Here is a 17,400-nt window from a genome sequence, read left to right as displayed (position 1 = left end):
ACCGCTCTCCCACCCCTCCCGGGCGGGTGTGTGCCCCCTACCCCCCCCCCCCCCCCCACCGATGCACCCGCGCCGTCTACCCCCCCCTCCTCCCGGCGGGGGGGCCGGTCCCCGGCCCCCCACCGGTGGAGCTACGCGCTGCCCTCCGGCGCGGAGGGCAGCTTCGTCACCGCCGGGCGTGGACAGCGCCCGGCGCTGGCGGACGTCCTCGTCCACCCCGGGACCCACGTCTTCGCCGACGCCCGCGCCGTCATCGCGCGGTCATTCACCGAGCTGCCGGGGTTGACCATCGCCGCCGTCCGGCTGGCGGGGTGCCGGTGCGTGGTCGGGCACCGCCGCGGTGACCTCGGCATCGTGCGGGGCGAGCTCGCCGCCGTCGCCGGGTACGTCTGGGTTCTCGGCGGCCGGCGCCTCCGCGATCTCGGCGTCGTATCGCCGCAGCCGGGCGCGGACCCGCTCCACCTGCGGCCCGCCGACCTGCTCGTACAGCTCCAATGCCTCGACGAGGTGGCCGCGGGCCGCCCTCGGGTCGTTCTCGCACTCCGCCACGTCGGCGAAACCGACCAGGACGTCCGCCTGGTAGACCGCTGAGCCCGCCTCCGCCAGTACCGTCCGCGCCCGCTCCAGGCGACGCTTCGCCGAGGCGATGTCGCCGCCGCGAGCGTCCAGGCGAGCCAGCCCGACCAGGACCTTCGCCTCGTCCTTCTCGTCCCCCAGGTCGGCGAACATCCGGCGGGCGCGCTGGAGGTGCTCCGCCGCTTCGGCCGGCCGGTCCGCCTTGGCCAGCACCTCGCCGATGCGGCGGTGCCGCTGGGCGACGCCGCGGTCGATGCCCAGCTCGCGTTCGATCTCCAGGCTGCCGGTGTAGAACGAGATCGCCGCCGGAACGTCGCCGCGGCCTTGCGCCGCCGTTCCCAGCTGGTCGAGCGCCACCGATTCGTTGTGCCGGCTCCCGGCCGCGCGCGCCAGCTCCAGTGCGTGACCGCATTCGCGCTCCGCGGCCTCGAACCGGCCCAGGTCCAGGTACGCGCGGCCGAGCTGGCAGCGCAGCCGGGACTCCGCGACCGCGTCCCGGCAGCGCTGCGCCGCCGCAATGCCGATCTCGTGCGAACGCAGCCAGCGGGGGAAGTGCTTCCGGTGCAGGAACAGCTCCCACAGGGCCTCGCACAGCTGCCACGCCAGCCGGTCGTGCTGCTGTTCGGCGGCCGCTTCCAGCACCGCCAGCACGTTCGGCAGCTGTCCGTCGAGCCAGTCGAGCGCTTCCCGTCCCGAGCCGAACGCGGGCGGCGCGGCGCGGTACTGCTCGCACACCGGGCTGATCCGCCAGCGCAGCGGGATGACGAGCATGTTCGCCCGCGTCATCTCGTGCAGGAACCAGGTCGCCAGCCGCGGGAGCACCTCGGCCCGGCCGGAATCACGCTGCGCGCGGGCGTGCAGGCGGACGAGGTCGTGGAACCGGAAGCGGAGCTCGCCGACCTCTTCCAGGAGGCTCGCGTCGACGAGCAGCTCCAGCCCGTCGCTGGTCGCCGGTTCGGCCAGGCCGGTCGCCGCCACCGCCACGTCGATGCCGAACGAAGCACCCGGGAACTCGCTCAGCAGCCGGTACAGCGTCGCGGCCGTCGGCGGCAACGCCCGGTACGACCAGTCGAACATCGCCGCCACCGGGGCGTCGCCCTCCGCCGAAAGCCGGCTCAGCCGGGATCGTTCGTCGCCGAGTTCGGCCACCACCCGCGCGACCGGCCACCGCGGCCGGGACGCCAGCCGGGCCGACGCCACGCGCAGCGCGATCGGCAACCGTCCGCAAAGGACCGCCAGCTCGGCGACCGCGGCCATTTCACCGGCGACTCTCGACCGGCCAACCGCCTGCACCACCAGCTCGACGGCCTTCGGCTGGGAAAGGGGTGCCACGTCGAGGAATCGCGCACCTTCGGACCCGAGCCCGTCCAGCCGCAGGCGGCTGGTCACCAGCACCAGGCAGCCGGCAGACGCGGGCACCAGCGGGCGGACCTGGGCCGCCGAGAACGCGTTGTCCAGCACGACCAGCAACCTCCGGCCCGCCGTCGTCGTCCGGAACAGGGCCGCCTGCTCGGCCAAGTCGGGCGGCACGCGCTCGGGTGCGACCCCCAGCGCACGCAGGAACGCGCTGAGCGCCTCTTCCGGGACGACCGCGGTCCCCGGCGAGAACCCCCGCAGATCGGCGTAGAGCTGACCGTCGGGGTAGCTGCCGGCGTGCCGGGCACCCCAGGTGACGGCGAGGGCGGTCTTGCCGACGCCGCCCGGCCCGACCAGCACGGCCACCGCCGGCCGTCCACCGGTGTCTTCCCCGGCGACGTCGTCCAAGGCCGCGAGCTCTCCGGCCCGGCTCGTGAAGTGCGACGGCGCCGCCGGCAGCTGCCGGGGCACCGGGGCGGGCTCCGCCCGGCGGGGGCCGGCGATCCACACGTCGCCGGTGATCGTCCCGGCCTGCAGCACCGTGCCGGCCGCGTCGCCGCCGAGGGAATTGTGGACTCCGGATGGTGAGGTGGCCTCGCTCCGAAACGTCATCCGAGAACTCCCGCCAGATCCCGAACTTCCCTGTCTACCGGGCGCCCGCTCGCCGACGCACGGAAACGCGGCGGAATTACCCCGAACGTACGCCGGCCAGGACACCTCGGGGCCAGGCGCATGGGCGGGCACCGACGAATCGCAGGCCACCGCGAGCTGCTCCGGCGTACGAGTGGTTCCACCGCCGCCGGCCGGGCCACGGCGTACCGTTCGAGGCACGGACACGGCGTGCTCTCCTCCCCCCTCGGAGCGCGCCGTGCCCGCCAGCGGAGATGTTGGTGCGCAGTGGTTCTCGAGCTGACGTGAACGAGAATCCGCTGTTCGACCGAAGGTGCTCGCCGCTTCGCGTGTCTATGCTGGACGGCGGCAAGACTTTCGGTTCCGGGAAGACGCGCGACATGAACGACCAGCGGCAGGTGCTCGTCCGGGCGGAGTCCCGGCAGGTCGTCGTCTCCGATGTCGACGGCGGTCGTGAGACGCTCACCTATCCGGGTGTCACGCTCACGCGCGTCATCGCCGGCATCCCGGACCAACGCGTCTGGCTGCCGATGGGCGACCGCCCCAGCGAAGTCGACGACGAAGCCCTCATCGAGGCTCTGCGCGAGGCGTTCCTTTGGCGGATCGGGCTCCCGTAGCACCCTTTTTCCGGCGGCCGGAGGAGTAACGGCCGGTTTCCCGGGTACGCCCTCCGTGAAGGAGGGGTCGCACGGTGCAAGTGAACTGGGGCGCGGCACACGAGCCGGGATGGCAGGTGCTGGACGTCACCGGAGCGGACCCGTCGGGGCTGGCCGCCGCGCGCCGGTGGGCCCAGGCCAAGCTGGCTTCGCTCGCCGACGCCAGCCGGGTCGACGCCGTGATCGTGGTCGGCGAGCTGCTGGAGAACGCCTACGTCCACGCCACCGGCCCCCGGCAGCTGCGGATTCACCTCACGCACGACCCGTGCCTGGTGACCGTGGCCGTCGCCGACACCGGTACCGGCGAACCGCGGCTGCGGGTGCCGGGCCGCTCCGGTGGCCGGGGCCTGCTGCTCGTCGACGAACTCGCCCTCGCCTGGGGCGTGAGCCACCACGACGACGGGAAGGTCGTCTGGGCCCGCCTCGCCTGCGAGGACTAGTCCGCGTCTGACAAGGGTTGAGGCCGGCCGCTGGTGGTTCTAGCGGCCGTTCCAGTGGATGACGTCCGGGAACTCGACGAACTTCCGCAGGTGCTGCTGCTCGGTGCGGCCCTGCACCGGGAGCCGGAAGAGCGAGCCGTCCGGCCAGGTCAGCGTGCTCTTGCGGAAGCTGAGCTCCGGTGCCTGCGGCTTGCGTGCCTCCCAGGCGATCCGCGGTGGGGGCGCGTCGGCCGGGTCGGTGGCGGTCGGCCCGGTGTCCACCACCGCCAGGCACGACGGCGAGCACGCCAGCCACGCGCCCTCCACGGACCGGAGCCGGTCGGCCAGGTCGAGCGCCATCGCGTTCTCCGGGCCCGAAACGCCGATCACCCGCTGGAACGGCAGTCCCGGTCGTTCGCCGTGCGCCAGGGCGAAGACGCCGAACACCGCGGCGCCGATCCCGCGCAGGATGTTCCAGAAGAACCGCCGGACGAGCCGCTTGCCCTCGACGGTGCCGTCCCGGCGGCGGCCGGGGACGTCGTAGCCCACGTCGGTGTCACCGAAGTGCAGCACGATGACCGGCTCGCGCCACCGGTCCCGCATCAGCGCCTCGACCCGCTCGCGGTGCCCGGGCCGGACCCGGGTCTGCTCGGACCAGCGCTCGACGCCCTCGGCGATCCCGCTCAAATGTCCAGGTCCTTGCGCGTTTCGTCCGGGCTCCGGTCCCCGCCGATCTCGCTCTTGTCGAACCACGGTTCGTCCCCCTCCGGCGTGACAGCTTCCTTGCCCTCGGCGAAGGCACCCTTCCCCGCCCCGATGCCGGCCTTCACGCCCGCACCCGCGAGGAACGGTTTGACACCGGCCGAGGTGCCGAACATCGTCGTGAGCGCCCGGTTGCTGGGCTGCCAGCCCTGGGCGACCGCGCCGAAGCCGAACTTCGTCTCGCCGGGCATCACGCCGATGCGCAGTTTGCGGGTGAACACCTCGAGCTTCCCGGAGTACTTGACCAGGAACTCCATGAACTTGTCGAGCAGCTTGCCGAACTTGCCGAGGTAGCGCGTCACCTTCTGCAGCACGCTGGCCGCCTTGGCGATCGACGCGGTCATCGCGGCCGCGACCGAGCCGCCGAAGCTGATCACCGACGCCGCCAGCGCCGGCAGCCACAGGGTGATCAGCCAGGACACCAGCTCGGTGATGATCCCCTTGATCACCTCTTCGATGACCACCATGACCATCGACCACATCTGCAGCACCTCGGCCACCGAGCCGGCGGCCGAGCCGATGCCGCGGATGCCGGAGGAGAAGTCGCCGAGCGCTTCCTTCGCCGCGTCGCCCGCCTCGTCCACCCACTCGGCCAGCGCGGTGTCGCCGGTGCGCTCGAAGTCGTCGGCGAGCGCGACGAAGCCCTGGGCGATCGTGACGAAGTTCTCCGAGGCGTGGCCGATGGCCGGGCCGTCCCCGGTGACCTGGTGCAGCGCGTCCTGCAGGGGCTGGACCAGCTCGAGCAGCATGTTCAGGCCGTGGCTGACGAGCCAGCCGATCGGGTCCATGGCGAAGGTGACCATGTCCCCGGCGGCGGCTCCGACGAACGCCGCGCCGTCGCCGACCAGCGCGGCCCCCGCGGACGCCAGCTCGCCCGGGCCGTCGGCCTCCGCGGCCTGCCGGGCGTGCTCGCCGATCTTCTTGCCCGCCTTGTAGGCGGTGCCGGCCACCGGCACGTAGCCCGCCGCGCGGTCGAGGTTCGCGCCCGTGCTCTCGTCGTAGGCCCCGACGTCCAGCGCGTCGGCGATGCTCTTCTTCGGCTCGGTCATTCGCCCTGCCCGATCGCGTCGATTTCCGCCTCGTACCGGCCGAAGGTGACCTTCCCGGCGTCTTCAGCGCCCTGGTACATCTCCGCGGCCTTGGTGAGCTTCGTGGTGAACCCGTCCACGCCGTCCTTGAGGTCGGTGAGCAGCGAACGCAGCTCGGCGAGGCGGTCGGTGTAGCCCTGCTTCGCGAAGAGGCCGACGAGGCCCCATGCTTCGTTCGTGACGTCGGCGGCGTCGATCTTCGCGCCGAACTTGTCCGCCTCCTGCTCGTAGAACGGCAGCTGCTTGGCGTAGGCGGAGATCGCGCCGATGTTCGTCTGAATTCCGTCTGGCATCGCGGGTTTCCCTAGGATCGGCGGAGGATGGGGCCCTGGTCGAAGTCGTCGTCGTCCCCGGCGGCGGGCCGGCGGGCGGGCCGCGACGGCTGCCGCGGCTCCTGCTCCGACGCGGGCTCGGCCGCCACGGTTCCGAACGCCTCCGCCTGGGCTTCGCGCACCTGCGCCGAGACGTCCACGCCGAACGCGTCGCCGAAGGTCTCGTCCACGATGCCGGCCTGCTGCTGCGCGGCCCCGGCCGCCGCCCGGCGGATGGTGTGCATGATCGTCGCGGCCAGCTGCCCGGCCTCGACGCGGGTGGCCCCGGCGGTGAGCCGCAGGTCGGTGATGGTGCCGCCGGCGCCCGCGGTGACGGTCACGGTCCCGTCGGGCGAGGTGACCGTGGTCTCCAGCCGGGCGATCCGCTCCTGCATGTCACCGACGCCGGCGAAGCGGGCCTCGGCCTGCCGTACCTTGCTCTGGAAGTGCTGGAACTGGGCGATCAGCTCGTCCATCTGGGCGGACATCGTGTCTCCCTTTGCGCGGTTCGGGGCCCTGTGTCCGCATCATGACAGATCCGTTCCGCGGCCGATCGCGTTTCGCCGGATCGGGCGCCTCAGAAGTCGACGAGCTCCACGGTCACGGTGCAGGTGTCCCCCACGCCGAGGCCTTCGGCCTGCCGGACCGCCCGTTTGAGGGGCAGGACGTAGGCCTCGCGCGCACCGTCCGGGAAGATCGAGGTCTTCCAGCTCGTGACGCCGATCGTCACCCGGACGCGCACCGAACCGAAGCCGCGGCGCGGCTCGGCGGCGAGCTCGCGGATGTCGTCCGACGCGTCGGCGGGCAGGCTGACGAAGACCCAGCTGTCGGCGCGCCGGGCGTCCCATTCCCACAGCTCGGCCTCGAAGACGATGATCACGCGCGCAGTGTCACACAGGGCACCGACAGTTTCCGCCGGCTCCCGTCAGAGGCAGGGCGGCCGGTAGCCGTCGATGCGCAGGCCGCGGAACTCCAGCTCGTTCGGCGTCTTCCCGACGAACACCAACCCCCGCGCCTCGCGCAGCGCCGAGGCGAACGAGTACGAGGGCGTCCCCAGCTCCGGCAGCGACGTCCACCGGCGCGGCGAGAACCCGAAGAACTTCGTCACCAGCCGGCCCCCGGTCGACGGGACCGGCGTGAGCCACTTGTCGCCGCCGCTCCAGTGGGACGCCGGACGCAGCTGGACGTACAGGTCGTCAGTCGCGCGGTAGGTCAGCAGGAATCCCGCCGAACGGGACAGGTCGGCCTGCGCCTCGAACCGGTTGCCCAGCCACACCACGGCCACGTGCCACTCCGCGCCGAGGAACGCCACCTCGGCCGCGTACCGGTTTCCCCGGGGCACGAGCAGGCTCCCGGTGGCCGGGACGGTCGCCCCTTCGCCGCTGGCCAGCCACTGCTGCAGCCGGTCGATCGACGGTGTCGCGCATTCGTGGCCCGGCCGGGCGGACGCAGTGGCCGGGGCGGACAGCGGGAGCACCAGCAGGGCAGCCAAGGCCGAAAGCGTTCTGGCGAAAGGAAACCGACCGCGCATTCCCGGCAAGCTAGCACCGCGGCCCGCCGAGCACCACCTGCCCGGGCGGCCCGGCAGGCCGCACGGCTAGGCTCGTCGTCGGCGAAAACGACCATTTTCGCCGAGGCAAGCGCACCACGACGCGGGAGAACAACCCATGCTGGACCGAGCGGTCATCGACGCACTCTTCCCTGCCGACCTGCCGGAGCCCGAGCACTGGGAGCAGCAGTACCCCGCCCGCGACCTCCCCGAGGGCGCGCTGGTCACGCGCCTGGGCCCGTCGCCGACCGGGTTCGTGCACATCGGTGGCATCTACGTCGGCACCATCGACCAGGACGTCGCCCGCCGCTCCGGCGGCCGCTACCTCGTCCGCATCGAGGACACCGACCAGTCCCGCGAAGTCGAAGGCGCCCTCGAGCAGTTCGAACGCGGCTTCCGCTACTTCCGCCTCGCGGCCGACGAGGACACCGACCGCGGCGGGGACTACGGCCCCTACCGGCAGTCGGCCCGCGAGCGCATCTACCTCACCTACGTCCGCGACCTGCTCCGCCAGGGCAAGGCGTACCTCGACTTCGCCACCAAGGAGGAGCTGGCCGCCATCACCCAGCGGCAGCAGGCCACCAAGCTGCCGACCGGCTACTACGGCAGCTGGGCGATCTGGCGCGACGCCGACCCGGCCGACGTCCAGGCCAAGCTCGACGCCGGCGCCCCGTACGTCGTGCGGTTCCGCGCCCCGGACGACACGGGCGCGCGCGCCCGCTTCACCGACGCCATCCGCGGGCCGCTGGAAGCCGAGGCCAACCGCAACGACGTCGTCATCCTCAAGAGCTCCGACCAGAGCCCCCGGCTGCCGACCTACCACTTCGCGCACGCCGTCGACGACCACCTCATGCGGGTGAACCTGGTGATCCGCGGCGACGAGTGGATCTCGTCGGTCCCGGTGCACCAGCAGCTGTTCGACGCGCTCGGCTTCGAGCCGATCGCCTACGCGCACATCGCGCCGCTGATGAAGCAGGAGGGCGGCAGCAAGCGCAAGCTGTCCAAGCGCAAGGACCCGGAAGCGTCCGTCGACTTCTTCATCGAAGCCGGCTACCCCGCCGACGCCGTCCTGTACTACCTGCGCGGCCTCGCCAACGGCCGGCTCGCGGAAATGCCGCTCGAACAGGCCCTGACCGAGCCGATCAACCTCGACGAGTGCGGCGTCGCCGGTCCGCTGGTGGACCTGGTCAAGCTCGACGACATCGCCGCCGATCACATCGCCACCCTGTCCGGCGCCGAGATCCTCGACGCCGTGCGCGACTGGGCCGGGCGGTTCGACCCCGAGCTGCGCCGGGTCCTCGACGAGGAGCCCGACCTCGCCCTGCGCGCGCTGGCCGTGGAGCGCGAAGGCGCCGAGAACCCGCGCAAGGACTTGAAGAAGTGGAGCGAGTTCCGCGCGGTCTACGGCTTCTTCTTCCCGCAGCTCCACGCGGCCGTCACCGGGCCCGACGACGAGCGCATCGCGGCGCTGGGCGTCGACCGGGCGGTCGTCCAGGCGGTGGCCCGCGACTTCGCCGCCGACTACCGCCAGCTCGATGACGGCCAGGAGTGGTTCGACCAGATCCGCGCGGTCGCGGCCAAGCACGGCTTCGCCCGCAACGCCAAGGAGTTCAAGAAGAACCCCGAGGGCTTCCCCGGCTCCATCCGCGAGGCCTCGCAGATCATCCGCATCGCCCTCACCGGGTCGACGCGCAGCCCCGACCTGCACGCGATCACGCAGGCGCTGGGCCAGGACGAGGTCCTCGGCCGGATCGCCGCGCTCACCAAGTAGCGCGGCGGCCGCCTCAGGCGCGCTCGTCGTCCTCGAAGGGGCGGAAGGCGAAGCGCACCACGCTCGCCGGCCCGGCCTTGGCTCCGCTGGCGGGCACGGCGGCGATCAGCCCGGCTGTGTCCTCGCGGTCCAGCCGGGCCAGGAGGCGGGCCAGCGCTTCCGGTGCCCCCACCGGTTCCGCCGGCGTCTGGATCAGCGTGCGGTGGAGGATCCCGACGTCCCAGCCGTCCGCGCGGCCGCTGCCCGCCGGCACCCGGAGGGTCGCGTCGAGCAGCCACCGCGGTGGCTTTCCGGTCAGCGCCGGTGTCGCATGGGCCGTCAGGCCGACGACCTGGTCGGCGCGGAGCAGGCCGTCACTGAGCGTCGCGATCCACACGTTGGTCAACCCCATGGATCAACGGATAACAGCCGCGCCCCGATGCCGCAATCCCCCGGTGGGTTCACTCGGATTGGCCGGCCTTCGTCTCTTCCATCATCAGCAGCGCGCCGTGGCTTTCGCCGTTCGAGCTGCGCAGGGAACCGCAGAGCAGCCGGATGACCGTGGTGCGGCCGCGCCGGTTGACCGCTTCGAACGTCTGCTCGGCGTAGTAGCCGGAGTCGGCCAGCGCCTCGCGCACCACGGGGCGCAGGTCCGCGACCGGCAGGCCGATGTCCAGGTTCAGCAGGTGGGTGCCTTCGGCTTCTTCCCGCCGCACCCCCCAAAGGTCCTCGGCACCGCGGTTCCACGCCTTGATCCGCATCTCGGAGTCGATCACGACGATCCCGGCGTGGATCGAGGTGAGCACCGACTCGAGGAACTCGTTCACCTCGTCGAGGTCGAGACTGCGCTCACGCAGCGCGTCGTTGATCGTCTGCAGCTCGTCGTTGGTGGACTGCAGCTCCTCGTTCATCGTCTCCAGTTCCTCGTTGGTGGACTGGAGCTCTTCGTTGGTCGTCTCCAGTTCCTCCACAGTGGACTGGAGTTCCTCGTTGGTGGTCTCGAGTTCCTCGTTGGTCGACTGGAGCTCCTCGTAGGCGGACTCCAGTTGCCGGTTCGTGTGCTCGAGCTCGGTGAGCAGCTGGCGCGCCGAGCTCACGTCGTGGAACACCACCGAGACGCCGAGCAGCGTCTTGTCCTTGTTCACCAGCGGGTTGACGTGCACCTCGTACCACACGGTCTCGCCGGCCCGGCGCCACTCGACGTCCTTGATCCGCAGCGACCGGCGTTCCAGGCGCGCCTGCTCGACGTACGCGCGCAGCGCCACCGGCCGGTAGGAGACGTCCAGGTCGCGCAGCGGCCGGCCGATGTCGCGTTCGGACAACCCGAACGCCACCTCCGCCGGGGAGTTGATCAGGGCCGTCGTCTCCCCTTCGGTGACCACGATCTGGGCGACCGGGCTCGCCGAAAACGCCTGCTCGCGCAGCTCTTCGAGCCCGGAGATGTCCTGGATGCGCCGCTGCGGGAAGCCGTGCGAGCCGAGGTGGGCGAAACTGACGGACCCGTTCACCGCCTTGCGGAAGACCCGGCGCTTGAGGTCCAGCGGCTCGAAGATCCGGGCGTGCGACAGCAGCATCTCGGCCTTGCCGAGGAACAGCACCCCACGGGGCGCGAGGGCGAAGTGGAACCGCTCGAGGATCTTGCTCTGCGTCTCGGCGTTGAAGTACATCAACGTGTTGCGGCAGACCAGCAGGTCGATCCGGGAGATCGGCGCGTCCTGCACCAGGTCGTTGCGCCCGAAGATGATCGACCGGCGCAGGTCCTTGCGGAAGCAGAACCGGCTGCCCACCAGCTCGAAGTACCGCTCCAGCTGCGCCTCGGTGAGCCCTTCGACCTCCGCCGGTGTGTAGGCCGCGTGGCGGGCCTGCGCCAGCGCCTCGTCGTCGACGTCGGTGGCGTAGATTTTCACCCGCTGCCGGAACGCCTCGACGCCGAGCGCCTCGGCGAGCAGCATCGCCAGGCTGTAGGCCTCCTGCCCGGCCGCGCAGCCGGCGCTCCACACCCGGATCGGCTCCTCCGGGGTGCGCTCGGCGAGCAGAGCGGGGAGCACCTCCTCCCGGAGGTAGTCCCACGCGTCCGGATCGCGGAAAAACCCGGTCACGTTGATCAGGATGGTGTTGAACAGCGCCACGAACTCGTCGGCGTTGACCTGCAGCTGGTCGATGTAGTCCGCGTAGCTCTCGATCCCCACCTGGCTCATCCGGCGGCGCACCCGCCGCATCAGGCTGCTCCGCTTGTACCCGGTGAAGTCGAAACCCCGCGACTCCTTCAAGTAGGCCAGCACCGACTCGAACTCGCCGTGGGGTTCCTTGGGCTCGGTCACGATCCGACACGCTACCCGGCGGAACGGTGACCGACGGTGCGGGGACGCTGGACGAGAACGGCCCAGACGACCTTCCCGCCCGACCACGACCGGCTGCAGCCCCACACCCGGGCGACCTGCGCGACCAGCTTCAGCCCCAGGCCGGGCTCGAACGGGGTCAGCCGTTCGAGCAGCATGGCCGGCCGCGTGTCCTGGTCGGCCACCGCCACCGTGCACACACCCCGGCGCAGGTCGAGCCGCAACCGCGGCTCCGAAGTGGTGTGCTTCAGGACGTTCTCGACCAGCTCGGTGGCGATGAAGCGGGCATCCTCGGCGAGCTCGGGCACCTCCCACTCGGCCAGCTTGCCGGTGACGAAGTCCCGCGCGCGCGCCGAAGCTCCGTCCAGGCGCGCGAAGGTGCGTTCGGACCGCCGGCGCACCGGCTGGTCCAAAGCCGCGGTCGCCGCCGCCAGGTCGGGGCGGATCGGGACGTAGCGGTCGACCACGTGGCGGCCCAGCAGCCGCTGGTGCACGGCCCCGGCGGCCACGATCGTGAACGGGATCCCCGGCCAGTCGCCGATCCGCATGGCGACCAGGGAGAACACGCTCACCAACGACGAGTCGTCGATCACCAGCCCGCTGATGTCGGCCACCAGGCCGTCCGGGGCATCCGTCGCGATCTTGAGCAAGCCGTCGCGCAGTGAGGGGTACGAAGCGAGGTTCAGGTCGCCCGTGACCGTGACGACGGTCGCCTTCTCGAGGCGGGCGATGGCGAGGTGGACCGGGTCGGTGTTCACCCCGACGCCGGCTCGGCCGCGACCTCGCGGTTCGCGTCGAGCAGGAATCGCCGCAGGGTCTCGGCGGCGTCGGCGGCTTCCCGGGCGGAGGCGGCATAACGCTCCGCCAGCCCCCGCGGCTTCGTGGCGCCGGCCTGCGCGGCCAGCTTCCGGACGAGCGCCGCCTTTTCGTCCAGCGCGCGCAGCGCCTTCATCAGCGCGAGCTGGAACTCCCCGCTGTGGGCGTCGAGCAGGGCCGGAGCCGACCAGGCGTGGCCGATCCGGCACCGGTAGCGGCCCGGGCCGACTTCGGTGAGCGAACCCTGGCAGTCCGGGCAGGTGTAGCCCGAGCCCGCGCTCCGTTCGGCGGGGGTGAGCGCGCCGAACCGCACCGACTCACGGGCGATGCGGTCCTCCAGCAGCAGGGCGTCCGACGGCGGCGGTCCTCCGAAGGGCTCCACCGGCATCCGGACCAGCTTGTCGAGCACGGCGCCGATCTCGACGGCCCGCACCACGTACTCGGTGTCCACGACGGACAGCGCGCTCTCCGGCATGCCGCTGTACAGCGCGTCGGCCGGGTCCTGGACCACGGCCAGGCCGCCCCGGTCCACGATCGCCCGCAGCCCGGCGGCCCCGTCGTCCAGCGCACCCGAAAGGACGACGCCGATGACCCGCGGCCCACCGGTCAGCGCGGCCGACCGGAAGGTCGCGTTGACCGCCGGCCGGTGCCCGTTCTCGGTCGGCCCCTGCGTCAGGACCAGCGTTCCGTCTTCGGTGAGCAGGTGGCGGTCGGGGGGCGCGACCTGCACCGTCCCCGGCTCGAGGGCCGCTCCGTGGCGAGCGGTCGTGACCGGCAGCGGGCTCACGCGGTCGAGGATCCGGGCCAGTGCGCTGTGCGTCCCGGCGCCCAGGTGCATGGTGACCAGGACGGTGGCGGGGAAGTCGGCGGGCAGCCCGGCGACCAGGGCCCGCAGGGCCTCGACCCCGCCGGCAGAGGCACCGACGGCCACGAGGTCACGCCGGAAAGGCGGCACGGCGTCCACCTCCTCACCTTCGGCTCAACGGTAGCGAGGCCGTCCGCCACTGCGAGTAGCCCCCTTCGCGCGAGCTAAACCCCGCCCGGCCGCCGGGCGGGCATCAGGCGTGCCGGGCGACGTGGTCCAGGATGGCCGCGCCGATCCCGGACAGCGGGAGCACGGCGTGCACGAGCCCGGTGCCGATCGCGGCGCCCGGCATGCCGAAGTGCGCGGACGTCCCCTCGTCCTGGGCGAACACGGTGCCTCCGCAGTGCACGATCGCCCGGATCCCGGCCTGGGCGTCGGTGCCCTTCCCCGTCAGGACGACCGCGAGCGCCCGGGGACCGCAGGTGACGGCGAGCGTGGCCAGCAGCAGGTCCGCCGACGGTCTCGCCGGCGGCAGATCACCGGTGTCCAGCAGCCCGATCCGCGCCGCCGAGGTGACCAGCAGGTGCCGCCCCGCGGGGACGACGAGCGCCGCACCCGCCACGAGCACGTCTCCGTCCGCGGCCTCGCCGACCCGCAGCGCGGTGCGGGCGGCGAGGATTTCGGTGAGGTGGCTCGTCCGGGCCGGGTCCAGGTGCTGCGCGACGAGCACCGCCGCGGGGAAGTCCGCGGGCAGCGGGGCGAGCACCCGGGTGAGCGCCTCGAGGCCGCCGGCGGAGGTGACCAGGGCGACGACCGGGAACCGCAGCGGGAAGTCCGGCGTCACCGGCTCCCCCCGCCGCCGGACGCGCACTTCTCGGCGGCCGCGCATGGGCGGCATCCTGTCACCGATCCGCCCGGGTCACCAGCCGGTCCTCGGTGCCGGCGCCGGGGCGGACGTGAGATGCTCGTCCGCGCAGGCAGGCCGAATGCGGGAGGCGTAGCGGGTGACCACCTGGATCGACGTGATCAACTTTGTCCGGACGCGGTACGAGGTCCTCGAGGAGTCGGAGGGCTGGCTGCGGTTCCGGCTGGAGGGCCCGCGGGAGCGGACCCAGCAGGTGGCGGTGCACCACCTCGCCGAGCTCGACGGCGGCTCGTGGATCGAGATCTCCTCCCCCGTCGGCTGGGCCGACAAGATCGACCTCCGGCGGCTGCTCGAGCTGGCCGGCGGTTCGGCGGTCGGCGGCGCGGCGGTGGTGGACGGCGTCGCGCTGCTCAAGCACACCGTGCCGCTGGAGGACCTCAGCATCCAGGAGGAGTTCGAGCGCCCGCTCAAGGCGGTCGTCGCCCGCGCGGACGCCTTCGAACACGAACTCACCGACGCCGACGAGTTCTGACCGTTCCCGCGTTCCGCACCGTCCACACCGTCCACATCGGACGGGTCAGCCGGACCGCCGGGCCCGGTCGGTCCGGCGCCGGTTCTCCTTCTCCAGCGCGGTGACGAGCTCCTCTTTGGACATGCGCGACCGCCCGGGGATGCCGAGCTGCTTGGCGCGCTCGTAGAGGTGCTGCCGGCTCGCGGTGGCGTTGACGCCGCCGTGGGTCGGCTTTTCGGTCTGCCCCGCTCCCCCGGCGGCCTGCTCGTCCGACGGGCCGCGTTCGGGCTTGGGCTCCCAGTGGTCGCCGACCTTCTCGAAGGTGTGTTTCAGGGCCGAGTAGGCGGTCTGCTGCGCCCGCCGGCCGGGACCGTAGGTATCGAGCGCGGAGTCGTGCGCGGCGACCCACGTGTCCTGGGCCTTGCGCGGCGACCGCAGCAGGGTGCTGGGCAAGTCTTCGCGTCCGGGCATGTCGCCTCGGCTACCCGGGCCCGGGCTCACCGAAACGGCGAGCCGGCCCGCCTCCCGTGTCGCCCCTTCAATCACGCGAGATGACGCTCCAATCACGCGAGACGACCGCCCGATCACGCGAGATGCCCGAACCGACCCACCCGGCACGCGTCCCGGCTTCCGGGTGCCGCCCGCCCGGAGGATCGCCGGCGTCCCAAGAGGACCGGAGCGGCCGGGTGGAACCTCCTGTGGGGCGGTATTCCGGGGTCGGGCATGCTGATGACCGGTGTTTTCCGAGCCGAGGGGACGAGAGGGAAATATGGGTGCTTCACCCGATTTGACCATTCCGGCGAGCGTCGACAGCCCGGCGCCGCCGCAGGCACCCTCCTCGCCCGTGGCGCGGTGGCTGCTGGAGCACCGGGTCGCGCCGGTCGGGCGCGCCGGCGGCGAGGACCACGGCACGCCGCAGGCCTGGTGGAAGGTCATGTGCCTGACCGGCGTCGACTACTTCTCCACCCTCTCCTACCTGCCCGGCATCGCCGCGCTCGCCGCCGGGGCGCTCTCGCCGCTGGCGACGCTGCTGATCGTCGCGCTGACGCTGTTCGGGATGCTGCCCATGTACCGCCGGGTGGCCCGGGAAAGCCCGCACGGCCAGGGCTCGGTCGCGATGCTGGAGAACCTGCTGCCGTTCTGGCGCGGCAAGCTCTTCGTCCTCACCCTGCTCGGGTTCGTCGCCACGTCGTGGATCATCACGATCACGCTGTCCTCGGCGGACGCCACCGTGCACATGCTGGAGAATCCGTACCTGCCGGGCTTCCTGCACGGCCACGCCGTGTTGATCACCGTCGTGCTGCTGCTGATCCTCGGCGGGGTGTTCCTGCTCGGCTTCAGCGAGGCCGTCGGGGTCGCCATCCCGCTGGTCGCGGTCTTCCTGCTGCTCAACGCCGTGGTGACGGTGGCGGGCGTGATCGACCTGCTCGGCGATTCCACCGCCCTCTCCCACTGGACCGACGCGCTGACCGCCGGCGGTGGCGGGTTCGGCGGGATCCTCGGCCCGGCCGTCATCGCGTTCCCGATGCTGGTGCTGGGGCTCTCCGGGTTCGAGACGGGCGTCAGCATGATGCCGCTGGTCGCGGCGGACGGGAAGACCGGCGAGGAGAAGCTGGAATCCCGGATCCGCAACACGCGGAAGCTGCTGACCGCCGCCGCGCTCGTCATGTCGGTGTTCCTGATCGCGACGAGCTTCGTCACCACCGTGCTGATCCCGGCCGAGGCGTTCAAGGACGGTGGCGAGGCCAACGGCCGCGCGATGGCCTACCTCGCCCACCGCGAACTCGGCGAGCTCTTCGGGACCGTCTACGACGTCAGCAGCGTGCTGATCCTGTGGTTCGCCGGTGCCTCGGCGATGGCCGGGCTGATCAACATCGTCCCGCGGTACCTGCCGTCCTACGGCATGGCGCCGGAGTGGGGGCGCGCCGTCCGGCCGGTCGTCATCGTCTACACGGTGATCAGCATCCTCATCACGATCGCGTTCGGCGCCGACGTCAACGCCCAGGCCGGCGCCTACGCGACCGGCATCCTGGCGATGATGGTCTCCGGCGCGGTCGCGGTCAGCATCTCGGCGATCCGGCGGCGTCAGCGCGGCGCGGCCGCGGGCTTCGTCGTCCTCACACTCGTCCTCCTGTACGCGCTCGTCGAAAACGTCATCGAAAAGCCCGACGGCATCGCCATTTCGGGCCTGTTCATCCTCGGGATCATCGTCGTCTCGCTGGTTTCCCGGGTTTCACGGACGACGGAACTACGCGCCGACCGCATCGAGTTCGACGACGAGGCGCGCCGGTTCATCGCCGATTCACTGACCCACGACGGCGCCCTGAACATCGTCGCCAACAAGCGGCAGGGCGGCGACGAGGCCGAGTACTCCGCGAAGGAAGCCGAACAGCGCGGGATGAACCCCGTGCCCGGCGCCGCCGACATCCTGTTCCTCGAGATCGACGTCGTGGACCCGTCGGAGTTCAGCAACGTGCTCCAGGTGCGCGGCGTGGAGATCGACGGCTACCGGATCCTCCGCGCGAACAGCCCCGCGGCGCCCAACGCGATCGCCGCGATCCTGCTCACCTTGCGCGATGTGACGGGCGTCCGTCCCCGCTGCTACTTCGAGTGGTCCGAAGGCAATCCGCTCGGGCACCTGTTCCGCTACCTGCTCCTCGGCCGCGGCGACACGGCACCGGTCGTCCGGGAGATCATCCGCAGCAGCGAGAAGGACCCGGCCCGCCGCCCCGGCATTCACGTCGGCGGCTGAGGGGCCGGCCGGACTTCGCGCAGGTCCGGGACGGGGCCGTACCCCTCGCCGCGTTCGGTGACGGCGAGGGGTCAGGTAGGCGCCTGCGGCGCGCCGCCGGGCCCGGATGCAGTCGGCGAACTCGCGGGCCCCACCGCGAAGGCGGCCCCACCGCCGGCGAAACGCTCGAGGTGCCGGACCTCGCCTCTCGAGGTGCCGGACCTCGCCTTCGGCCG

General features: G+C 72.0%; 18 protein-coding genes. 5 read left to right on the top strand and 13 right to left on the bottom strand.

The annotated features are described in order from the left end of the window. Positions 1-261: 261 nt before the first annotated feature. Positions 262-2,544 carry an ATP-binding protein gene (locus ACFVYA_RS08245; RefSeq protein WP_387043665.1) on the bottom strand — a complete coding sequence of 761 codons (2,283 nt, stop codon included), beginning with the start codon at positions 2,542-2,544 and terminating at the stop codon, positions 262-264. Positions 2,545-2,897: 353 nt separating this feature from the next. On the opposite strand from ACFVYA_RS08245, the gene ACFVYA_RS08240 reads away from it, so the two are divergent. Further along, positions 2,898-3,179 carry a hypothetical protein gene (locus tag ACFVYA_RS08240; RefSeq protein WP_387043697.1) on the top strand — a complete coding sequence of 94 codons (282 nt, stop codon included), beginning with the start codon at positions 2,898-2,900 and terminating at the stop codon, positions 3,177-3,179. A 74-nt stretch (positions 3,180-3,253) separates the two neighbouring features. After that, positions 3,254-3,658, top strand: coding sequence for an ATP-binding protein (locus ACFVYA_RS08235; RefSeq protein ID WP_387043663.1), 405 nt, complete (start codon positions 3,254-3,256; stop codon positions 3,656-3,658). A 39-nt stretch (positions 3,659-3,697) separates the two neighbouring features. Here ACFVYA_RS08235 and ACFVYA_RS08230 read toward each other — a convergent pair whose 3' ends face one another. The 6 genes from ACFVYA_RS08230 to ACFVYA_RS08205 all read right to left on the bottom strand — a co-directional run bounded on the left by ACFVYA_RS08230 (position 3,698) and on the right by ACFVYA_RS08205 (position 7,290). Then, positions 3,698-4,324: a hypothetical protein gene (locus ACFVYA_RS08230; protein ID WP_387043661.1), complete on the bottom strand. Its 627-nt coding sequence runs from the start codon at positions 4,322-4,324 to the stop codon at positions 3,698-3,700. Then, a complete protein-coding gene (locus tag ACFVYA_RS08225) occupies positions 4,321-5,448 on the bottom strand; it encodes a hypothetical protein (RefSeq protein WP_387043659.1) in 1,128 nt (375 codons plus the stop codon). Before ACFVYA_RS08225 ends, ACFVYA_RS08230 begins: the two co-directional genes overlap by 4 nt. Further along, positions 5,445-5,780: a hypothetical protein gene (locus ACFVYA_RS08220; RefSeq protein ID WP_285991210.1), complete on the bottom strand. Its 336-nt coding sequence runs from the start codon at positions 5,778-5,780 to the stop codon at positions 5,445-5,447. The genes ACFVYA_RS08225 and ACFVYA_RS08220 overlap by 4 nt, the downstream gene beginning before the upstream one ends. 11 nt (positions 5,781-5,791) lie before the next feature. Continuing rightward, entirely contained in the window at positions 5,792-6,286 is a 495-nt protein-coding gene (locus ACFVYA_RS08215; protein WP_387043657.1) for a YbaB/EbfC family nucleoid-associated protein, read from the bottom strand. Between the two features lie 89 nt (positions 6,287-6,375). Then, the gene (locus ACFVYA_RS08210) at positions 6,376-6,678 is read right to left on the bottom strand and encodes a DUF1905 domain-containing protein (protein WP_387043655.1); all 303 of its coding nucleotides are present in this window, start codon (positions 6,676-6,678) and stop codon (positions 6,376-6,378) included. A 45-nt stretch (positions 6,679-6,723) separates the two neighbouring features. Beyond that, positions 6,724-7,290, bottom strand: coding sequence for a hypothetical protein (locus ACFVYA_RS08205; RefSeq protein ID WP_387043653.1), 567 nt, complete (start codon positions 7,288-7,290; stop codon positions 6,724-6,726). A 175-nt stretch (positions 7,291-7,465) separates the two neighbouring features. On the opposite strand from ACFVYA_RS08205, the gene ACFVYA_RS08200 reads away from it, so the two are divergent. Further along, positions 7,466-9,118: a glutamate--tRNA ligase gene (locus tag ACFVYA_RS08200; protein WP_285991206.1), complete on the top strand. Its 1,653-nt coding sequence runs from the start codon at positions 7,466-7,468 to the stop codon at positions 9,116-9,118. Between the two features lie 13 nt (positions 9,119-9,131). Here ACFVYA_RS08200 and ACFVYA_RS08195 read toward each other — a convergent pair whose 3' ends face one another. From ACFVYA_RS08195 to ACFVYA_RS08175, 5 genes are all read right to left on the bottom strand, one after another. Then, positions 9,132-9,509: a hypothetical protein gene (locus tag ACFVYA_RS08195; RefSeq protein ID WP_285991205.1), complete on the bottom strand. Its 378-nt coding sequence runs from the start codon at positions 9,507-9,509 to the stop codon at positions 9,132-9,134. Positions 9,510-9,558: 49 nt separating this feature from the next. Next, positions 9,559-11,418, bottom strand: a complete 1,860-nt coding sequence (locus ACFVYA_RS08190) for a CheR family methyltransferase (RefSeq protein ID WP_387043650.1) — start codon at positions 11,416-11,418, stop codon at positions 9,559-9,561. An 11-nt stretch (positions 11,419-11,429) separates the two neighbouring features. After that, entirely contained in the window at positions 11,430-12,194 is a 765-nt protein-coding gene (locus ACFVYA_RS08185) for an ATP-binding protein (protein ID WP_387043648.1), read from the bottom strand. Then, positions 12,191-13,216, bottom strand: coding sequence for a chemotaxis protein CheB (locus ACFVYA_RS08180; RefSeq protein ID WP_387043646.1), 1,026 nt, complete (start codon positions 13,214-13,216; stop codon positions 12,191-12,193). The genes ACFVYA_RS08185 and ACFVYA_RS08180 overlap by 4 nt, the downstream gene beginning before the upstream one ends. A 94-nt stretch (positions 13,217-13,310) precedes the next feature. Then, positions 13,311-13,946 carry a chemotaxis protein CheB gene (locus ACFVYA_RS08175; RefSeq protein WP_387043644.1) on the bottom strand — a complete coding sequence of 212 codons (636 nt, stop codon included), beginning with the start codon at positions 13,944-13,946 and terminating at the stop codon, positions 13,311-13,313. Positions 13,947-14,061: 115 nt separating this feature from the next. On the opposite strand from ACFVYA_RS08175, the gene ACFVYA_RS08170 reads away from it, so the two are divergent. Next, the gene (locus ACFVYA_RS08170) at positions 14,062-14,454 is read left to right on the top strand and encodes a hypothetical protein (protein ID WP_285991201.1); all 393 of its coding nucleotides are present in this window, start codon (positions 14,062-14,064) and stop codon (positions 14,452-14,454) included. Between the two features lie 45 nt (positions 14,455-14,499). Here the strand turns inward: ACFVYA_RS08170 and ACFVYA_RS08165 are convergent, their stop codons facing one another. Beyond that, complete coding sequence (locus ACFVYA_RS08165) at positions 14,500-14,904, bottom strand: ChaB family protein (RefSeq protein ID WP_387043641.1); 405 nt, start codon at positions 14,902-14,904, stop codon at positions 14,500-14,502. Positions 14,905-15,202: 298 nt separating this feature from the next. Between ACFVYA_RS08165 and ACFVYA_RS08160 the strand changes: the two genes are divergently transcribed. Then, a complete protein-coding gene (locus ACFVYA_RS08160) occupies positions 15,203-17,185 on the top strand; it encodes an amino acid transporter (protein WP_387043639.1) in 1,983 nt (660 codons plus the stop codon). The last annotated feature ends 215 nt before the right edge of the window (positions 17,186-17,400 follow it).

The sequence above is a fragment of the Amycolatopsis sp. NPDC058278 genome (assembly GCF_042881395.1).
Lineage (GTDB): Bacteria > Actinomycetota > Actinomycetes > Mycobacteriales > Pseudonocardiaceae > Amycolatopsis.
Note: the sequence above shows the minus strand (reverse complement) of the source record. Positions and strands in the feature narration are given on the sequence as shown.

Coding starts and splice junctions, on each gene's coding strand:
- ACFVYA_RS08245 (WP_387043665.1), bottom strand. CDS start 2,544: ATGACGTTTCGGAGCGAGGCCACCTCACCATCCGGAGTCCACAATTCC.
- ACFVYA_RS08240 (WP_387043697.1), top strand. CDS start 2,898: ATGCTGGACGGCGGCAAGACTTTCGGTTCCGGGAAGACGCGCGACATG.
- ACFVYA_RS08225 (WP_387043659.1), bottom strand. CDS start 5,448: ATGACCGAGCCGAAGAAGAGCATCGCCGACGCGCTGGACGTCGGGGCC.
- ACFVYA_RS08220 (WP_285991210.1), bottom strand. CDS start 5,780: ATGCCAGACGGAATTCAGACGAACATCGGCGCGATCTCCGCCTACGCC.
- ACFVYA_RS08215 (WP_387043657.1), bottom strand. CDS start 6,286: ATGTCCGCCCAGATGGACGAGCTGATCGCCCAGTTCCAGCACTTCCAG.
- ACFVYA_RS08200 (WP_285991206.1), top strand. CDS start 7,466: ATGCTGGACCGAGCGGTCATCGACGCACTCTTCCCTGCCGACCTGCCG.
- ACFVYA_RS08195 (WP_285991205.1), bottom strand. CDS start 9,509: ATGGGGTTGACCAACGTGTGGATCGCGACGCTCAGTGACGGCCTGCTC.
- ACFVYA_RS08175 (WP_387043644.1), bottom strand. CDS start 13,946: ATGCGCGGCCGCCGAGAAGTGCGCGTCCGGCGGCGGGGGGAGCCGGTG.
- ACFVYA_RS08165 (WP_387043641.1), bottom strand. CDS start 14,904: ATGCCCGGACGCGAAGACTTGCCCAGCACCCTGCTGCGGTCGCCGCGC.
- ACFVYA_RS08160 (WP_387043639.1), top strand. CDS start 15,203: ATGGGTGCTTCACCCGATTTGACCATTCCGGCGAGCGTCGACAGCCCG.